This window comes from Brachybacterium sillae (genome assembly GCF_025028335.1).
Classification (GTDB): domain Bacteria; phylum Actinomycetota; class Actinomycetes; order Actinomycetales; family Dermabacteraceae; genus Brachybacterium; species Brachybacterium sillae.
This window is the reverse complement of record NZ_JAFEUW010000001.1, coordinates 1,423,242-1,437,283: the sequence shown is the minus strand read 5'-3', so window position 1 is coordinate 1,437,283 and position 14,042 is coordinate 1,423,242. Positions and strand designations below refer to the sequence as shown.

Here is a 14,042-nt window from a genome sequence, read left to right as displayed (position 1 = left end):
TGCGGCTCTCGCGAGCGGGCTTCCGTGCCGAGTGCTACCAGCTCAGGTCGTGACAGCCGTCGCTGCCGGCGCCCTCCACCTGCAAGGTGGCATGGGCGATACCGTAACGGTCGCGCAGCACCCGGCGCGCGCCGGCAAGCACGGCGCCGTGGTCCGCGCCCTGGTCAGCGACCAGGTGGGCCGTGGCCACGTTCATCCCCGACGTCAGGGTCCACAGGTGCAGGTCGTGGACCTCCTCCACCCCCTCGACCGCGCCCAGGTCACCGGCGACGTCCTCCGGGTCCACCCCTTCCGGGGCGTGCTGGCCCAGCACCGCGATCACCTGCCTGCCCAGAACCACCGCCCGGATGATGACGAAGACCGCGATGAGCGCCGCGACCACGACGTCCCAGATCGGCTGGCCGGTGAGGATGATCAGCACGCCGGCGACCATGGCACCCACCGACCCGGCGGCGTCGGCGATCACCTCGTAGTAGGCGCCCTTGACGTTCAGGCTGTCCTTGGCCCCGCTGCGCAGCAGCAGCATGGAGATGATGTTGATCACCAGGCCGGCGAAGCCGACCGCGAGCATGGCGCCGGAGGCCACCTCCGGCGCGTCGCCCAGCCGGCTGATGGCCTCGACCACCACGTACACCCCGACCGCGAGCATCGCCAGCACCGCCAACGCCGAGGCGAACACCTCGGCCCGGTAGGAGCCATAGGTGCGTCGCCCCGTGGAGTCCGGCCGGCTCGCGATGCGCGTCGCCAGCAGCGCCGCACCCAGCACGACCACATCGGCAGCCATGTGCCCGGCATCCGACAGCAGCGCCAACGACCCCGACACCAGCCCCGCGACCAGCTCGATCAGGAAGAAGCCCGCCGTCAGGGCGAACGCCCCCGCCAGCCGCCGACGGTAGCGGCCACCGGCATGCCCGGTCGCCGGGGCATGGCTGTGTCCCGCCCCCATCAGCCCTGCCCCTCGTGGCGGGCGTGCTCACGGGAGACGTCCAGCAGCATCCGCACATGCCCGTCAGCGAGGCGGTAGTACACCATCCGCCCCTCCCGGCGGTTCTCGACCACCCCAGCGGTACGCAGCACCCGCAGCACCTGGGACACCGACGCCTCCGCGACATCGACCGACGCCGCCAGGTCACACACGCACAGCTCGCCGGCCTCCAGCAACGCATACAGCACCCGGGCACGGCGCGGGTCCCCCAGGAGCTTGAACAGCCCGGCCAACCTGCCGGCCTCGCCCTCGTCGGGGATCCTCTCCCGGGTCAGCGCCACCTTCTCCGGATGGACGGCGGTGACCTGACACGAATCCAACGGCGTCACACTCATGCCACGATCATACACCTATGCAGATATCAGTAGCGGGAGCCACACACGAGAGGTCAGCAGGTTCTGTATGGTCAGCGCATGCTGACTATTGCTTCGCGGCTGGACGTGATGAACCGGCTGGGCCGGGCGATGGCCGACCCGACCCGCTCCCGCATCCTCATGACACTCCTCGAGGGCCCGAGCTACCCGGCGGTACTCGCCCGCGACCTAGGCCTGACCCGGTCGAACGTGTCGAACCACCTCACCTGCCTGCGGGACTGCGGCATCGTCGTGGCCGAGCCCGAGGGGCGCCAGACGCGGTACGAGATCGCCGACCCCCACCTGGGGGCGGCGATGACCGCGCTGGTCGAGGTGACGCTGGCCGTCGATGAGAACGCCCCGTGCGTGGATGCCACCTGCACGGTGCCCGGCTGCTGCCCGAGCGGGACCGTGGCATGAGGGCGACCACCCACACCCCCGTCGAGGAGCTCGAGACCGACGACGAGCACGAGACCCCGTGGTGGGCTGACCGCGCCGTCCTGATCCCCATCGCCTCGGGGGTCGCGTTCGTCGCCGGGCTGGCCTGTGAGTGGTCCGGCGCCCAGAGCGCGGCGCTGGTGCTGTTCTGGGTCGGTCTGCTGCTCGGGGCCTCCACGTTCGTCCCCGGTGCGCTGCGCAAGCTCGCCACGGGCAAGCTCGGCATCGCGCTCCTCATGACGATGAGCGCCACCGGCGCGGTCATCCTCGGCCACGTGGAGGAGGCCGCGGCCCTGGCCTTCCTCTACTCCATCGCCGAGGCCTTGGAGGACCGGGCGATGGAGCGGGCGCGTGCCGGGCTGCGCGCGCTGCTCAAGCTCGTGCCCCAGAGCGCCACCGTCCTCACCGACGGCCATAGCGCGAGCGTCCCGGCCCGTGACCTGGCCGCGGGGCAGGTCATGCTGATCAGGCCCGGTGAGCGCATCGCCACCGACGGCATCGTCCGCAGCGGGCACAGCAGCGTGGACACCTCGGCGATCACCGGTGAGTCCATCCCCGTCGAGGTCGGCCCCGGTGATGAGGTGTCTGCCGGGGCGATCAACGCCGCCGGAGCCCTGCAGGTCGAGGCGACCGCGCCCGGCACCGACAACTCCCTGACCACGATCGTGAGCCTGGTCGAACGCGCCCAGGCCGAGAAGGGGCAACGCGCCCGGCTGGCCGACCGCATCGCCCGTCCGCTCGTGCCCGGCGTCCTGGTCCTGGCCGTGCTGGTCGCGCTCATCGGCTCACTCGCCGGTGACCCGCAGACCTGGATCACCCGCGCCCTGGTGGTGCTCGTGGCCGCCTCCCCGTGTGCGCTGGCGATCGCGGTGCCGATCACCGTGGTCTCCGCGGTCGGCTCGGCCAGCAAGTTCGGCGTCATCATCAAGAGCGGTGCCATCTTCGAACGATTCGGGGACATCGGGCACGTCGCCTTCGACAAGACCGGGACCCTGACCCGCAACCAGCCCACCGTCACCGCCGTCGTCCCCGCCGCCGACGTCACCGAGCAACAGGTCCTGGCCTGGGCCGCCGCGCTCGAGCAGCACAGCACCCACCCCCTCGCCACCGCCGTCACCCACGCCGCCCCTACAATCCCCGCCGCCCAGGGCACCACCGAGGAAGCCGGCCACGGAATCCACGGCACCGTCGACGGCGCCGTAGTGCTGGTCGGCAGCCCCCGCTGGGTCGACCCCGGCGACCTCACCTACCGGGTCCGTGACCTGGAGGCCCAGGGGATGACGGTCGTCGTCGTCCACCGCGACGGCGCGGTCGCCGGGGCGATCGGGGTGCGTGACGAGCTCCGTCCCGAGGTCCCCGAGGTCATCACGACCCTGGCGGGCCAGGGCATCGACGTCACGATGCTGACCGGAGACAACGAGCGCACCGCCCGCGCCCTCGCGGCCCAGGCCGGCATCAGCGACGTGCGCGCCGAGCTGCGCCCCGAAGGCAAGTCCGCCGCCGTGGGCGAGCTCAGCGTGCGCCGGCCCACCGCGATGATCGGTGACGGCATCAACGACGCCCCCGCCCTGGCCGCGGCCGACGTCGGGATCGCGATGGGAGCCACCGGCTCCGACGCCGCGATCGAGTCCGCCGACATCGCCTTCACCGGCCAGGACCTGCGCCTGCTGCCCCAGGCCATCGCCCACGCCCGACGCGGACGGCGCATCGTCAACCAGAACATCGTCCTGTCACTGCTCATCATCGCCGCGCTGCCACCCCTGGCCATCACCGGCGTCCTGGGCCTGGCCGCCGTCGTACTCATCCACGAAGTCGCCGAGGTCCTGGTCATCCTCAACGGCCTGCGCGCCGCACGCACCCACCAGCCCACGCGCGGACACTGACCCCCGCGGACCAACGCGGCCCCACTGACCCACCGCCGGCGGTCCGGCGCGCCCTGAAAGGCACCGATGGAACTGCTCACCCCGATCCTGCAGGCGATCGGTCTGTTCGTGGCCACGAACATCGACGACATCATCGTCCTGTCCCTCTTCTACGCCCGCGGCAACTTCCGGCTCCTCGAACGCCTCTTCCCCCAGATCCAGCGGGTCCTGAAGATCAACGAACTCGACACCATCACCAACGACGTCATCGAAGCCGCACAGAGCACCCTGGTCATCGGTGTCACCTGACCCCGCCACGAAGCGACCGAAGAACCCCGCCATTCAGCAGACGAAGTCACACACGCTGCCCCGTCGCATCCCGGACGCCCGCCACAAACGACCGTCTTCGCCATCCTCACCTGGCTACGCACATAAGGGGGACACGCCCTAGAGTGACCGCATGACGACGACCCACGACAGAGCCCTCGTTCTCGGCGGCGGTGGCCTGGCCGGCATCGCCTGGGAGACGGGGATCCTCCTCGGCTTGGAGCGGCACGGCATCACGCTGCGCTCGGCCGACCTCATCGTGGGCACGTCGGCTGGCTCAGCCGTGGCTGCCCAGGTCGCGGGCCCCACCTCACTCGACGACCTGTTCACGATGCAGATCGAGGGGGCGGTCCAGGAGATCCCCGGCAAGGTCGGGCCGCTCAACATGCTGCGACTCTTCCGCGCCGGGCGAGGACACCGGGACGAGCGCACGGCCCTGGTCAAGGTCGGGGCGCTCGCCCTGCGGGCCAGGACGGTCGCCGAGCCCGTGCGTCGCGCCGTCATCGAACAACGCCTCCCCGTGCACACGTGGCCGGAGCAGGCCCTGAAGATCCCGGCAACGAACGCCCGCACCGGTGAGGTGCGCGTGTTCGACGCCACCGACCGCGTCGACCTCGTCGATGCGGTCGCGGCCAGCTGCGCCGTCCCGACGGTATTGGGCTGACCCCGTTTCGTAGGTCCAGTCGTTATGAGAGTCGTCCTGTTGCCCGCGGTCGCGGGCAGGGAGACTGGTCAGATCATGACGAACAGCAGGAAGCGTCACACCCCCGAGCAGGTCGTCCGTAAGCTCGGGCAGGCCGACAGGATGCTCACCGATGGTCAGGACGTCGCGGCGGTGTGCCGGGAGCTGGCGGTGTCCGAGCAGACGTACTACCGGTGGCGGAACCAGTACGACGACCTCAAGGCCGACGACGCAAAGCGCCTGAAGGAGCTGGAGAAGCAGAACGCGACCCTGAAGCGTCTGCTCGCGGAAGCGGAGCTGGAGAAGGCCGCGCTCAAGGAGCTGGCTGAGGGAAACTTCTAAGCCCGGACAGGCGCCGCGCCGCCGTCGATCACCTCAAGCGCAAGGTGCGGGTGAGCGAACGGATGGCGTGCCGTCTGGTCGGGCTGAGCCGCTGCGCGTACCGGCGACCGCTCAAGGGCGACACGGTCACGGACCCGGATCGGGCGCTCAGGGAGTGGCTGCGCGCCTGGGCGAAGGACCATCCCCGCTACGGGTATCGGCGGGCGTATCACGACGCCCGCGCCGAGGGGTGGGTGGTGAACCACAAGAAGATCCAACGCCTGTGGCGTGACGAAGGGCTCCGGGTCCCGCAGCGGCGTCGACGCAAGCGCGTCGGGTCCTCGACCGTCGACGCGCCGACGGCGGACGCGCCGAACGTGGTGTGGGCGGTGGACTTCCAGTTCGACGCCGACGAGCACGGACGATTGATCAAGATCTGCTCGATCGTCGACGAACACACCCGGGAGTGCATCGGCGGCCTCGTGGAGCGCTCGATTACCGCCGACCGACTCACCGCCCACCTCGAGGACCTCGTCGCCGCCCGGGGCGCCCCGGCGGTGCTCAGGTCGGACAACGGGCCGGAGTTCATCAGCGAGGCGATGGCCGACTGGGCCGGCACCCGCACCGGCCTGTCCTACATCCCTCCGGGCTCGCCGTGGCGCAACGGGTACGTCGAGTCGTTCAACAGCCGGATCCGCGACGAGTGCCTCAACATCAACAGCTTCTACTCGCTGCTGCACGCACAGGTCATCATCGGCGACTGGAAGGACGAGTACAACCACCACCGCCGGCACTCCTCGCTCGGCTACCTAACCCCAGCCGAGTACGCTCGGCAGTGCACCCATCAAATGGAAACCGACGACTCACAGAACGTCCGGACCGAATGAAGGGGGCGGCTCACTCCCGCCACGTCCCGCCCGATCCGCCGCGACATCGCCGCGGTGCGGGTGCCGGATCTGACGCGGAAGTTCGATCTCGGGGGTTGGTGCTGTTCATCATCGCCACCCTCGCCCTGATGATCGTGCTGCTGTTCGGCTCCGACCTCGGGTGGGCGGACCCGGTGGTGCTCGCCCTGGTCGCCGTCGCGCTGGTCACCGGCGTCGGGTTCGTGATCGTCGAGAGGCGCCAACGGCAACCGTTCATCGCGCTCGGACTGTTCCGCAACCCCACCTTCACCGGTGCGGTGGTGTCGAACTTCCTGATGAACGCGACCGTCGGCATGCTGCTGGTGTCCCAGCAGTTGGTCCAGCTCGCCGGTCACCGGCCCGACGGCTCCCGCTACACCGCGATGGACGCCGGTCTCATGAGCCTCGGTTACGCGGTGTTCGTCATCGGTTTCATCCGCGTCGGGGAGAAGCTGCTGCAGCGCGTCGGGCCGCGCAAGCCGATGATCTGGGGCCCGCTGATCGTCATGGTCGCCACGGTGATGCTGATGATGACCCACGTCATGGTCGGCACCTACGTGATCCTCGCGATCATCGCGTACAGCCTCTTCGGCCTCGGCCTGGCCCTGTAGGCCACGCCCTCCATCGACGGCGCCCTGGCGAGCCTCCCGGCCGCGCAGGCCGGAGCCGGTGCCGGCATCTACAAGATGGCGTCGTCCCCGGGGTGGGGCGATCGGTGCCGCCACCTCGCTGGCGCTGTTCACCGCGCTGATCGAGAACCCCACCGGGTGGCTGGACCCGTTCATGCAGGGGCGCACCGACAATGTCGCCCTGCGGGAGGCCGCGTTCTACGCCATCGGCCTGACCGTCGTGTTCCTGGTGCTCGCCGCGCTCGCGGCCCTCGCGATCCCGAAGGGGAAGCTGCAGGAGAACCGCGACTGACGACGGGCACCGCCCGCCCCGGCGTCAGGGCAGGTGCCGCTCCTCCACGCCGTCGTACGCCGAGAGCGGGCGGATGAGTGCGTTGTGGGCGTGCTGCTCCCGCACATGCGCGGTCCATCCGGTGACACGGCTGGCGATGAACAGGGGCGTGAACATCTCGGTGTCGAAACCCATCAGGTGGTACGTGGGGCCCGCCGGGTAGTCGAGGTTGGGGTGGATCCCCTTGGCCCGGCCCATCGCCTCGCGCAGGCCGTCGTACAGCCCGAGGATCTCCGGCCGCTCGTAGTGCGCGATCATCCGCTCCAGGGCGGCGTGCATCGTCGGCACCCGGGAGTCGCCGTTCTTGTAGACGCGGTGCCCGAAGCCCATGATCTTCTGCTTGCGGGCCAGGGCGTCGGTCAGCCAGGCCTCGGCCCGGGCGAAGGCCTCCTCGCGGCTCTCGTCCTCCCGCAGACCGATCTCGTCGAAGGTGTGCATCACCGCCTCGTTGGCGCCGCCGTGGAGCGGGCCCTTCAGGGCGCCGATCGCACCGACCACCGCGGAGTGCAGATCCGACAGCGTCGAGGCGATCACCCGGGCGGTGAAGGTGGAGGCGTTGAAGGAGTGCTCCGCATACAGCACCATCGACACCCGGAACGCATCGACCACCGGTGCCGGGGCGGTCTCCCCGAACGTCATCCACAGGAAGTTCTGGCAGTAGTCGAGGTCGTCGCGTGGCGGCACCAGTCGGCCGACGCCCTGCGGGTCGTGCGCCTCGAGCTCCCCGCGCACGTCCCAGCGGCGCCGCTGCTCGTAGGCGACGATCGCCGGGAGCTGGGCGAACAGTTCCCGGGCCTTGCGCAGTTCCGCCTCCGGGGAGATGTCCTCCGCCGACGGCTCCAGCGCGCCGAGCACCGACACGGCGGTGCGGACCGCGTCCATCGGGTGGGTGTCGGCGGGCAGGGCATCGAGCACGCCCTGCACGGTCTCCGAGAGGCCGCGGAGGCTGCGCTCCTGGCGCTGGATCTCCGCGAGCCGGTCCGCGTCAGGCAGGTCCCCGGTCCACAGCAGGTCCGCGACGGCCTCGAACGGTGTCGACTCCGCAAGCTCCTGCACCGGGTAGCCCCGGTACAGCAGGGTGTTCGTGGCGGTGGAGACCGTCGAGATCGCGGTGGTGTCGGCGACCACGCCGTTCAGGCCGCGGCGGATCTCGGGCTCGGGGGAGGCGGAGGGGGTGCTCATGAGGTGCTCCTTCGCAGCGGAGGGGTCGGGTCGACGGCGGCGGGCGGGGATGCGGCGGGAGTGCGGTGGGAATCCAGCGGGGGCCGGGGTCAGGAGGGGTCGGCGGACACGTGCCGGCCACGCACCAGCTGCCGCGGCCACAACCCGGGGTCGACGGGATGCTCCCGGGTGGAGAGCACCCGTTCCGCCTCCAGTGCCCAGTGCGGGTTGCGCTGCCAGGGGCGGGCGAGCATCACGGCATCGGCCCGGCCCTCCCGGATCACGGCGTCGGCCCGCTGCGGGGTGTCGATCAGACCCACCGCATTCACCCCCACGCTCCCGTCCTGCGGCAACGCCTCCCGCACGGCCTGCGCGAAAGGCGTCTGATAGGCGGGGCCGAGGGTGATCTGCTGGCGCGGATCCAGACCACCGCTGGAGATGTCGAACCACACCGCCCCGGCGGCGTGGGTGCGCCGCACCGTGGCCAGCGTGCGCTCGAGGGTCACACCCCCGTCGACCCAGTCCGTGGCCGAGAGCCTCACCATCACCGGCAGGTCGGGCACCGCGGTCGTGATCGCACGGATGATCGCCTCCAGCAGGGTGGTGCCATCGGCCCAGCGGTCATCACGGTCGTTCGACAAGGGCGAGAGGAACTGGTGCAGCAGGTAGCCGTGGGCGGCGTGCAGCTCCACGGTCTGGAATCCGGCGTCGCGGGCGCGCTCCGCCGCCCGGGCGAACGCCGGCGGCAGGCCCTCGACCTCCTCGGTGGTCAGGGCACGTGGGGCGGGCAGCTCCCCGAAGGGCAGGGCGGAAGGGCCGACGGTCGACCAGCCGAGGGGTGCGCCCACCGGTCCGCCCCCGGCCCACGGCCGATCCGTGGAGGCCTTCCGGCCGGCATGCCCCAGCTGCACCGCGGCCACAGCCCCGAGCTCCCGGATCCGCTCGGCGATCGGTGCCCACGCCTCCACGTGATCGTCCGACCACAGCCCGGCACACCAGGGGGAGATGCGTCCCTCCGGCACCACCGCGGTGGCCTCGGTCATCACCAGTCCGGCGCCGCCGCGGGCGAAGGACGTGAGGGTCTCCCGATGCCAGTCACCGACGAGGCCATCGGCCCCCTCACAGGAGTACTGGCACATGGGGGAGACCCACGCCCGGTTGCGGACCGTCAGCGGTCCCAGGGCGATCGGGTCGAACAGGCCGGTCATCGAGCCCCCTCCTCGTCGCTCTCGTCATCGGTCGCACCTGCCGCCGATGCAGCGGCACCGGGCACCTCGAAATCCACCAGGTGCTGGTCGAAGCGGGTGTAGGAGGCGTAGTCGTTCAGTGCGTAGAGGCGTGCGCGGGTCTGCATCCGCTCCACCGCCGGTTCCAGGGTGCCGTGGGCGGCGAGCTCCCGCAGTTCCCGCTCCATCGCCCCGAAGGCGATGCGCAGCAGGGAGACGGGGTGGATCACCAGGTTCACACCGACGGAGGCCAGCTGCTCGTGGGTGAACAGCGGCGACTTCCCGAACTCCGTCATGTTCGCGAGGATCGGCACGTCCACGGCCTCACGGACCGCGGCGAACTCCTCGAGGGTGCGCAGGGCCTCCGGGAAGATCGCATCGGCGCCGGCATCGACCAGGGCGCGGGCGCGGTCGGCGACCGCCGGCAGGCCCTCCACCCCACGCACATCGGTGCGGGCCATGATCAGCAGCTCCGGGTCGCGGCGGGCTGCGACCGCCGCGGCGATCCGCTGCACCGCCACGTCCAGCCCCACGACCTCCTTGCCGTCGAGGTGGCCGCAGCGTTTGGGGTTCACCTGGTCCTCCAGGTGCAGGCCGGAGACCCCGGCGTCCTCCAGCAGCTGCACCGTGCGGGCCACGTTCATCGGCTCCCCGAACCCGGTGTCGGCGTCGATCAGGGTCGGAAGATCCGTCATCCGGGAGATCTCCGCGCCGCGGCGCGTGACCTCCGTCAGCGTGGTGAGGCCGACGTCCGGCAGTCCCAGCTCAGCGGCCATCACCGCGCCAGAGATGTACACGCCCTCGAAGCCGAGTTCCTGGATCAGCGGCGCCGACAGCGGCGTGAACGCCCCGGGGAACCGTTGCAGGGTGCCGGAGGTGAGGCCCTCGCGCAGGGCGAGGCGCTTCTCGGTGGGGGTGCGGGTGGTGTGCAGCATCAGAACAGGCCCTTCGGGGAGGCGGTCAGATCGACGACGCCGTCGGCGGCCCGCACCGTGAGCCGGTCGAGTTCCCCGGCGGGCAGTTGCTCCAGCTCGACGACGGCCGTCAGGAACCGGTCGATCTCCGCGTCCTCCACGATCCCCTGGGCGAGGGTGCGCAGCTTCTGCTCGTACTGCGGACGGGCGAAGGGGCGGGCGCCCAGCGGGTGGGCATCGGCCACGGCGATCTCGTCGCGGATCACCTCCCCGCTGGTGAGGGTGATCTCGAGGGCGCCGCCGAAGGCCTTCTCGGCGAGGTCGTCCGAGTGGTAGCGGCGGGTCCACTCCGGGTCCTCGACGGTGCTGATGCGCTGCCACAGCTCCACCGTGTCGGGCCGCTGCGCCCGCTGCGGGGTGTAGGAGTCGACGTGATGCCAGGTGCCGTCCTGCAGCGCCACCGCCACGATGTACGGGATCGAGTGGTCGAGGGTCTCGCGCGAGGCCTGCGGATCGTACTTCTGCGGGTCGTTCGCCCCGGAGCCGATCACGTGGTGGGTGTGGTGGCTGGTGCGCAGCAGGATCGAGGAGACGTTCGCCGGGTCGGTGACCTCCGGGCGCTCGCGGTGCAGACGACGGGCGAGGTCGATCCACGCCTGCGCCTGGTATTCGGCGGAATGCTCCTTGGTGTACGTGTCGAGGATGGCCCGCTTGGGTTCCCCGCGCTCCGGCAGCGGCACCTGGTAGCGGGCCTCGGGGCCGTCGAGCAGCCACGCGATGACACCGTCCTCGCCCTCGTAGATCGGCACCGGGGAGGTCTGGCCGCGCATCGCCCGGTCCACCGCCTCCACCGCCATCTTCCCGGCGAAGGCGGGGGCGTGGGCCTTCCAGGTGGAGATCTCGCCCTTGCGGGACTGCCGGGTGGCGGTGGTGGTGTGCAGGGCCTGCCCGATCGCCTGGAAGATCGTCTCCTCGTCCAGACCCAGCAGGGTGCCGATCCCGGCCGCGGCCGACGGCCCCAGATGGGCGACGTGGTCGATCTTGTGGCGGTGCAGGGAGATCGCCCGCACCAGATCCACCTGGATCTCGTACCCGGTGGCGAGACCGCGTACCAGGTCGGCGCCGGAGCAGCCGACGTGCTGGGCGACGGCGAGGATCGGCGGGATGTTGTCCCCCGGGTGGGAGTACTCGGCGGCCAGGAAGGTGTCGTGGAAGTCGAGCTCACGCACCGCCACCCCGTTGGCCCATGCCGCCCACTCCGGGGAGGTGCGCCACGGGGTGCCCATCACCCCGGCGCCGCGTCCACCGGAGGCGGTCGGTCCCGTCGGCACGGTGTGCGCGAGGGCCTGGGCGCGGGCGGAGACGATCGGCGCGCGGGTGAGGGAGGCCAGCGCCACGGCGGCGTTGTCGATGATCCGGTTGCCGATCATCTCGGCGACCGCGGGCTCCACGGCGACCGGGTCGGTCGCGACCTCCGCGAGGCGCCAGGCCAGCTGCTCCTGGCGGGGCAGGTGATCGGCGGACGGGTGGACGCGGACCTCGTGCTGCTTCATCGGGCACCTTCGAGCGGGGTGGTCGCCGTGACCGGTGGGTGACGGCGCTGTCGGAGCCACTCTAGGCGGTGGGGCCCAGCTCGTTCTGGCGGGGAGAGCGGAGGCCAGGCGCTGGCGGGTGAGGGCGGAGGCCAGGCGCTGGCGGGTGAGGGCGGAGGCCAGGCGCTGGCGGGTGAGGGCGGGGCGTGCGGCCAGGGCGAGGAGACGGGTGGGTGTCTTGCGCAGCTCACGAATGGCGGACACCCCGTGTCCGCCATTCGTGAGGACCGCCCGCAGGACACCTGTCCGGTCGCGCCGGACCTGTGGGACCCGGACCCGTGGGACCCGGACCCGTGGGACCCGGACCCGTGTGCCACCGGGCTGCGTGAAAGGATCGGCGTCATGCCGACGTCCCCCGCCGCCGCATCCCCGCAGCTCGCAGCTCGCCTGGTCCCCACCCCCGAGCGTTTCCTCCGCGACGGGCAGCCCCACGTGATCATCTCCGGAGCACTGCACTACTTCCGTGTGCATCCCGAACTGTGGAGGGACCGCCTGCGGCGTCTTGTGGCGATGGGCTGCGACTCCGTCGAGACGTACGTGGCATGGAACCTCCACCAGCCGCAGCGTGGGGTGACGACCTTCGACGGAATAGCGGATCTCGGGCGTTTCCTCGACCTGGCGGGGGAGGAGGGCCTCGATGTCATCGTCCGACCCGGCCCGTACATCTGCGCGGAGTGGGAGGCCGGCGGCATCTCCGCCTGGGTGCTGGCCGACCGTGGCATGCACCTGCGCTCCCGGGACCCGCGCTGGCTGGACCCGGTCGACGCCTGGTTCGACCAGCTCATCCCCATCATCGCCGCGCGCCAGGCCTGCCACGGCGGACCGGTGGTGATGGTGCAGGTGGAGAACGAGTACGGCAGCTACGGTGACGACACCCAGTACCTCGAGCATGTGCGCGACGGTCTGCGCCGCCGCGGAATCACGGAGCTGCTGGTCACCAGTGATGGCCCGGCCCGCATGTGGCTGAGCGGAGGCACCGTGGAGGGGGCGCTCGCGACCCTCAACTTCGGATCCCGCACTGAACAGGTGCTGGAGATGGCGGCGCAGGAGCTGCCCGATCAGCCGCAGATGTGCATGGAGTTCTGGAACGGCTGGTTCGACCACTGGGGGGAGGAGCACCACACACGCTCCGCCGACTCCGCCGCCGCGGAGCTGGAGACCATGCTCTCCCGGGGGATGAGCGTGAACTTCTACATGGCCCATGGGGGCTCGAACTTCGCGCTGTGGGCCGGCGCCAACCATGACGGCGTCCTCCAGCCCACCACCACCAGCTACGACTACGACGCCCCGATCGCCGAGGACGGCACCCTCACCCCCAAGTTCCACGCGTTCCGGGAGGTCATCTCTCGCCACCGCGACCTGCCGCCGCTGGCGGAGCACCTGCAGCAGTTGGGTCTCACCGAACACCCCGCCGCTCTCCCCGCCGGGGAGGTGACGGTGGAACGACGGGTGCCGCTGCGACGCACCTCTCTCTGGACAGCACCCGGTCCGGTGCATCCCGTCCCGCCGTCCTTCGAAGAGGCTGATCTGGACCGCGGCCTGCAGCTGCTGCGTCGCCGCGTGGAGATCGAGGCGGCCGAGCGCGACGGGGAGCTGGTCCTGGACCCGCTGCGGTTGTACGGCCTGCGCGATCTCGCGCAGGTGTACGTGGACGGCTACCTCGCTGGCGCCGTCGGCCACGGTCACGAGGACCCGGCCCGCATCGACCTCACCCCGCTCGCCCCTGTGGTGCTGCCGGACGGCGCGCGGCGTGCCGAGGTCACCGTGGAGATCCTGGTCGAATCCCTGGCCCGCGTGAACTTCGGTCCCCACCTGGGTGATGCGAAGGGGATCTGCGGGGGCGTGTGGCATCGCGTGCGCTACTTGAACGACTGGGAGACGCACTGTTGGCGCCTGCCGGGGATGGCGCCGCAACTCACGGCGCTGCTGGAGGACGACGCCTCGATGCGGGCCGACGGCCCCGACCCCATGGTCGCCGACGGCCCGGCCGACGGCCCCGACCTGACCCTGCCGCTTCTCGTCGGCGCTTCCTTCACCGTCGACGACCCGGCGGATGCGCATCTCGACATGTCGGGGGCGGGCCGCGGCGTGGCCTGGGTGAACGGGTTCTGTCTGGGGCGCTACTGGTCCGTCGGGCCGCAACGGACGCTCTACATCCCGGCCCCCGTCCTGCATCCCGGGCGCAACCAGGTGCTGCTGCTGGAGATGGAGGAGAGCTCCCCCCGGCTCGCGCTGGTCGGCGGGCCGGTCCTCGACTGATCGACAGCGCGGCGTTCCGCCAGAGCAGCCGGACGCTCCTCAGCCCCATCGACCTGC

The 14,042-nt window shown here is 71.1% G+C and carries 13 protein-coding genes and 2 pseudogenes; 9 read left to right on the top strand and 6 right to left on the bottom strand.

The genetic code is table 11. The features are described from left to right. Positions 1–34: 34 nt before the first annotated feature. Both JSY14_RS06585 and JSY14_RS06580 read right to left on the bottom strand, forming a co-directional pair. A complete protein-coding gene (locus JSY14_RS06585) occupies positions 35–946 on the bottom strand; it encodes a cation diffusion facilitator family transporter (RefSeq protein WP_259557974.1) in 912 nt (303 codons plus the stop codon). Then, a complete protein-coding gene (locus JSY14_RS06580; RefSeq protein WP_259557973.1) occupies positions 946–1,320 on the bottom strand; it encodes an ArsR/SmtB family transcription factor in 375 nt (124 codons plus the stop codon). The genes JSY14_RS06585 and JSY14_RS06580 overlap by 1 nt, the downstream gene beginning before the upstream one ends. 78 nt (positions 1,321–1,398) lie before the next feature. Between JSY14_RS06580 and cmtR the strand changes: the two genes are divergently transcribed. From cmtR to JSY14_RS06540, 8 genes and pseudogenes are all read left to right on the top strand, one after another. Next, positions 1,399–1,758: a Cd(II)/Pb(II)-sensing metalloregulatory transcriptional regulator CmtR gene (cmtR, locus tag JSY14_RS06575; protein WP_060774483.1), complete on the top strand. Its 360-nt coding sequence runs from the start codon at positions 1,399–1,401 to the stop codon at positions 1,756–1,758. Further along, the gene (locus tag JSY14_RS06570) at positions 1,755–3,659 is read left to right on the top strand and encodes a heavy metal translocating P-type ATPase (RefSeq protein WP_259557972.1); all 1,905 of its coding nucleotides are present in this window, start codon (positions 1,755–1,757) and stop codon (positions 3,657–3,659) included. The genes cmtR and JSY14_RS06570 overlap by 4 nt, the downstream gene beginning before the upstream one ends. A 66-nt stretch (positions 3,660–3,725) precedes the next feature. Then, positions 3,726–3,821 (top strand): annotated as a pseudogene (locus JSY14_RS06565) (cadmium resistance transporter); the annotation flags it as partial. Next, positions 3,816–3,947, top strand: a pseudogene (locus JSY14_RS06560) (AAA family ATPase); the annotation flags it as partial. The pseudogenes JSY14_RS06565 and JSY14_RS06560, both read left to right, overlap by 6 nt. Positions 3,948–4,098: 151 nt before the next feature. Then, positions 4,099–4,629, top strand: a complete 531-nt coding sequence (locus JSY14_RS06555) for a patatin-like phospholipase family protein (protein WP_259557971.1) — start codon at positions 4,099–4,101, stop codon at positions 4,627–4,629. 75 nt (positions 4,630–4,704) lie between these two features. Further along, positions 4,705–5,855, top strand: a protein-coding gene (locus JSY14_RS06550) for an IS3 family transposase (RefSeq protein ID WP_259557970.1) whose coding sequence is annotated in 2 segments (ribosomal slippage) — positions 4,705–4,975 and positions 4,975–5,855 — 1,152 coding nt in all. Because the reading frame shifts where the segments join, the coding sequence is not laid out codon by codon here. Between the two features lie 95 nt (positions 5,856–5,950). Beyond that, complete coding sequence (locus JSY14_RS06545; protein ID WP_259557969.1) at positions 5,951–6,484, top strand: MFS transporter; 534 nt, start codon at positions 5,951–5,953, stop codon at positions 6,482–6,484. 58 nt (positions 6,485–6,542) lie between these two features. Continuing rightward, on the top strand, positions 6,543–6,794 hold the full coding sequence (locus JSY14_RS06540) for a hypothetical protein (RefSeq protein WP_259557968.1): 252 nt from the start codon (positions 6,543–6,545) through the stop codon (positions 6,792–6,794). A 24-nt stretch (positions 6,795–6,818) separates the two neighbouring features. Here the strand turns inward: JSY14_RS06540 and JSY14_RS06535 are convergent, their stop codons facing one another. The 4 genes from JSY14_RS06535 to JSY14_RS06520 all read right to left on the bottom strand — a co-directional run bounded on the left by JSY14_RS06535 (position 6,819) and on the right by JSY14_RS06520 (position 11,687). Next, positions 6,819–8,015: a bifunctional 2-methylcitrate synthase/citrate synthase gene (locus JSY14_RS06535; protein WP_259557967.1), complete on the bottom strand. Its 1,197-nt coding sequence runs from the start codon at positions 8,013–8,015 to the stop codon at positions 6,819–6,821. Between the two features lie 89 nt (positions 8,016–8,104). Continuing rightward, positions 8,105–9,202: an oxidoreductase gene (locus JSY14_RS06530; protein ID WP_259557966.1), complete on the bottom strand. Its 1,098-nt coding sequence runs from the start codon at positions 9,200–9,202 to the stop codon at positions 8,105–8,107. Then, positions 9,199–10,155, bottom strand: coding sequence for a methylisocitrate lyase (prpB, locus tag JSY14_RS06525; RefSeq protein WP_259557965.1), 957 nt, complete (start codon positions 10,153–10,155; stop codon positions 9,199–9,201). The genes JSY14_RS06530 and prpB overlap by 4 nt, the downstream gene beginning before the upstream one ends. Further along, the gene (locus JSY14_RS06520; RefSeq protein ID WP_259559595.1) at positions 10,155–11,687 is read right to left on the bottom strand and encodes an MmgE/PrpD family protein; all 1,533 of its coding nucleotides are present in this window, start codon (positions 11,685–11,687) and stop codon (positions 10,155–10,157) included. The genes prpB and JSY14_RS06520 overlap by 1 nt, the downstream gene beginning before the upstream one ends. A 381-nt stretch (positions 11,688–12,068) precedes the next feature. Between JSY14_RS06520 and JSY14_RS06515 the strand changes: the two genes are divergently transcribed. Continuing rightward, complete coding sequence (locus JSY14_RS06515) at positions 12,069–13,985, top strand: glycoside hydrolase family 35 protein (protein WP_259557964.1); 1,917 nt, start codon at positions 12,069–12,071, stop codon at positions 13,983–13,985. Positions 13,986–14,042 lie beyond the last annotated feature (57 nt).

Coding starts and splice junctions, on each gene's coding strand:
- JSY14_RS06585 (WP_259557974.1), bottom strand. CDS start 946: ATGGGGGCGGGACACAGCCATGCCCCGGCGACCGGGCATGCCGGTGGC.
- JSY14_RS06580 (WP_259557973.1), bottom strand. CDS start 1,320: ATGAGTGTGACGCCGTTGGATTCGTGTCAGGTCACCGCCGTCCATCCG.
- cmtR (WP_060774483.1), top strand. CDS start 1,399: ATGCTGACTATTGCTTCGCGGCTGGACGTGATGAACCGGCTGGGCCGG.
- JSY14_RS06570 (WP_259557972.1), top strand. CDS start 1,755: ATGAGGGCGACCACCCACACCCCCGTCGAGGAGCTCGAGACCGACGAC.
- JSY14_RS06555 (WP_259557971.1), top strand. CDS start 4,099: ATGACGACGACCCACGACAGAGCCCTCGTTCTCGGCGGCGGTGGCCTG.
- JSY14_RS06535 (WP_259557967.1), bottom strand. CDS start 8,015: ATGAGCACCCCCTCCGCCTCCCCCGAGCCCGAGATCCGCCGCGGCCTG.
- JSY14_RS06530 (WP_259557966.1), bottom strand. CDS start 9,202: ATGACCGGCCTGTTCGACCCGATCGCCCTGGGACCGCTGACGGTCCGC.
- prpB (WP_259557965.1), bottom strand. CDS start 10,155: ATGCTGCACACCACCCGCACCCCCACCGAGAAGCGCCTCGCCCTGCGC.
- JSY14_RS06520 (WP_259559595.1), bottom strand. CDS start 11,687: ATGAAGCAGCACGAGGTCCGCGTCCACCCGTCCGCCGATCACCTGCCC.
- JSY14_RS06515 (WP_259557964.1), top strand. CDS start 12,069: ATGCCGACGTCCCCCGCCGCCGCATCCCCGCAGCTCGCAGCTCGCCTG.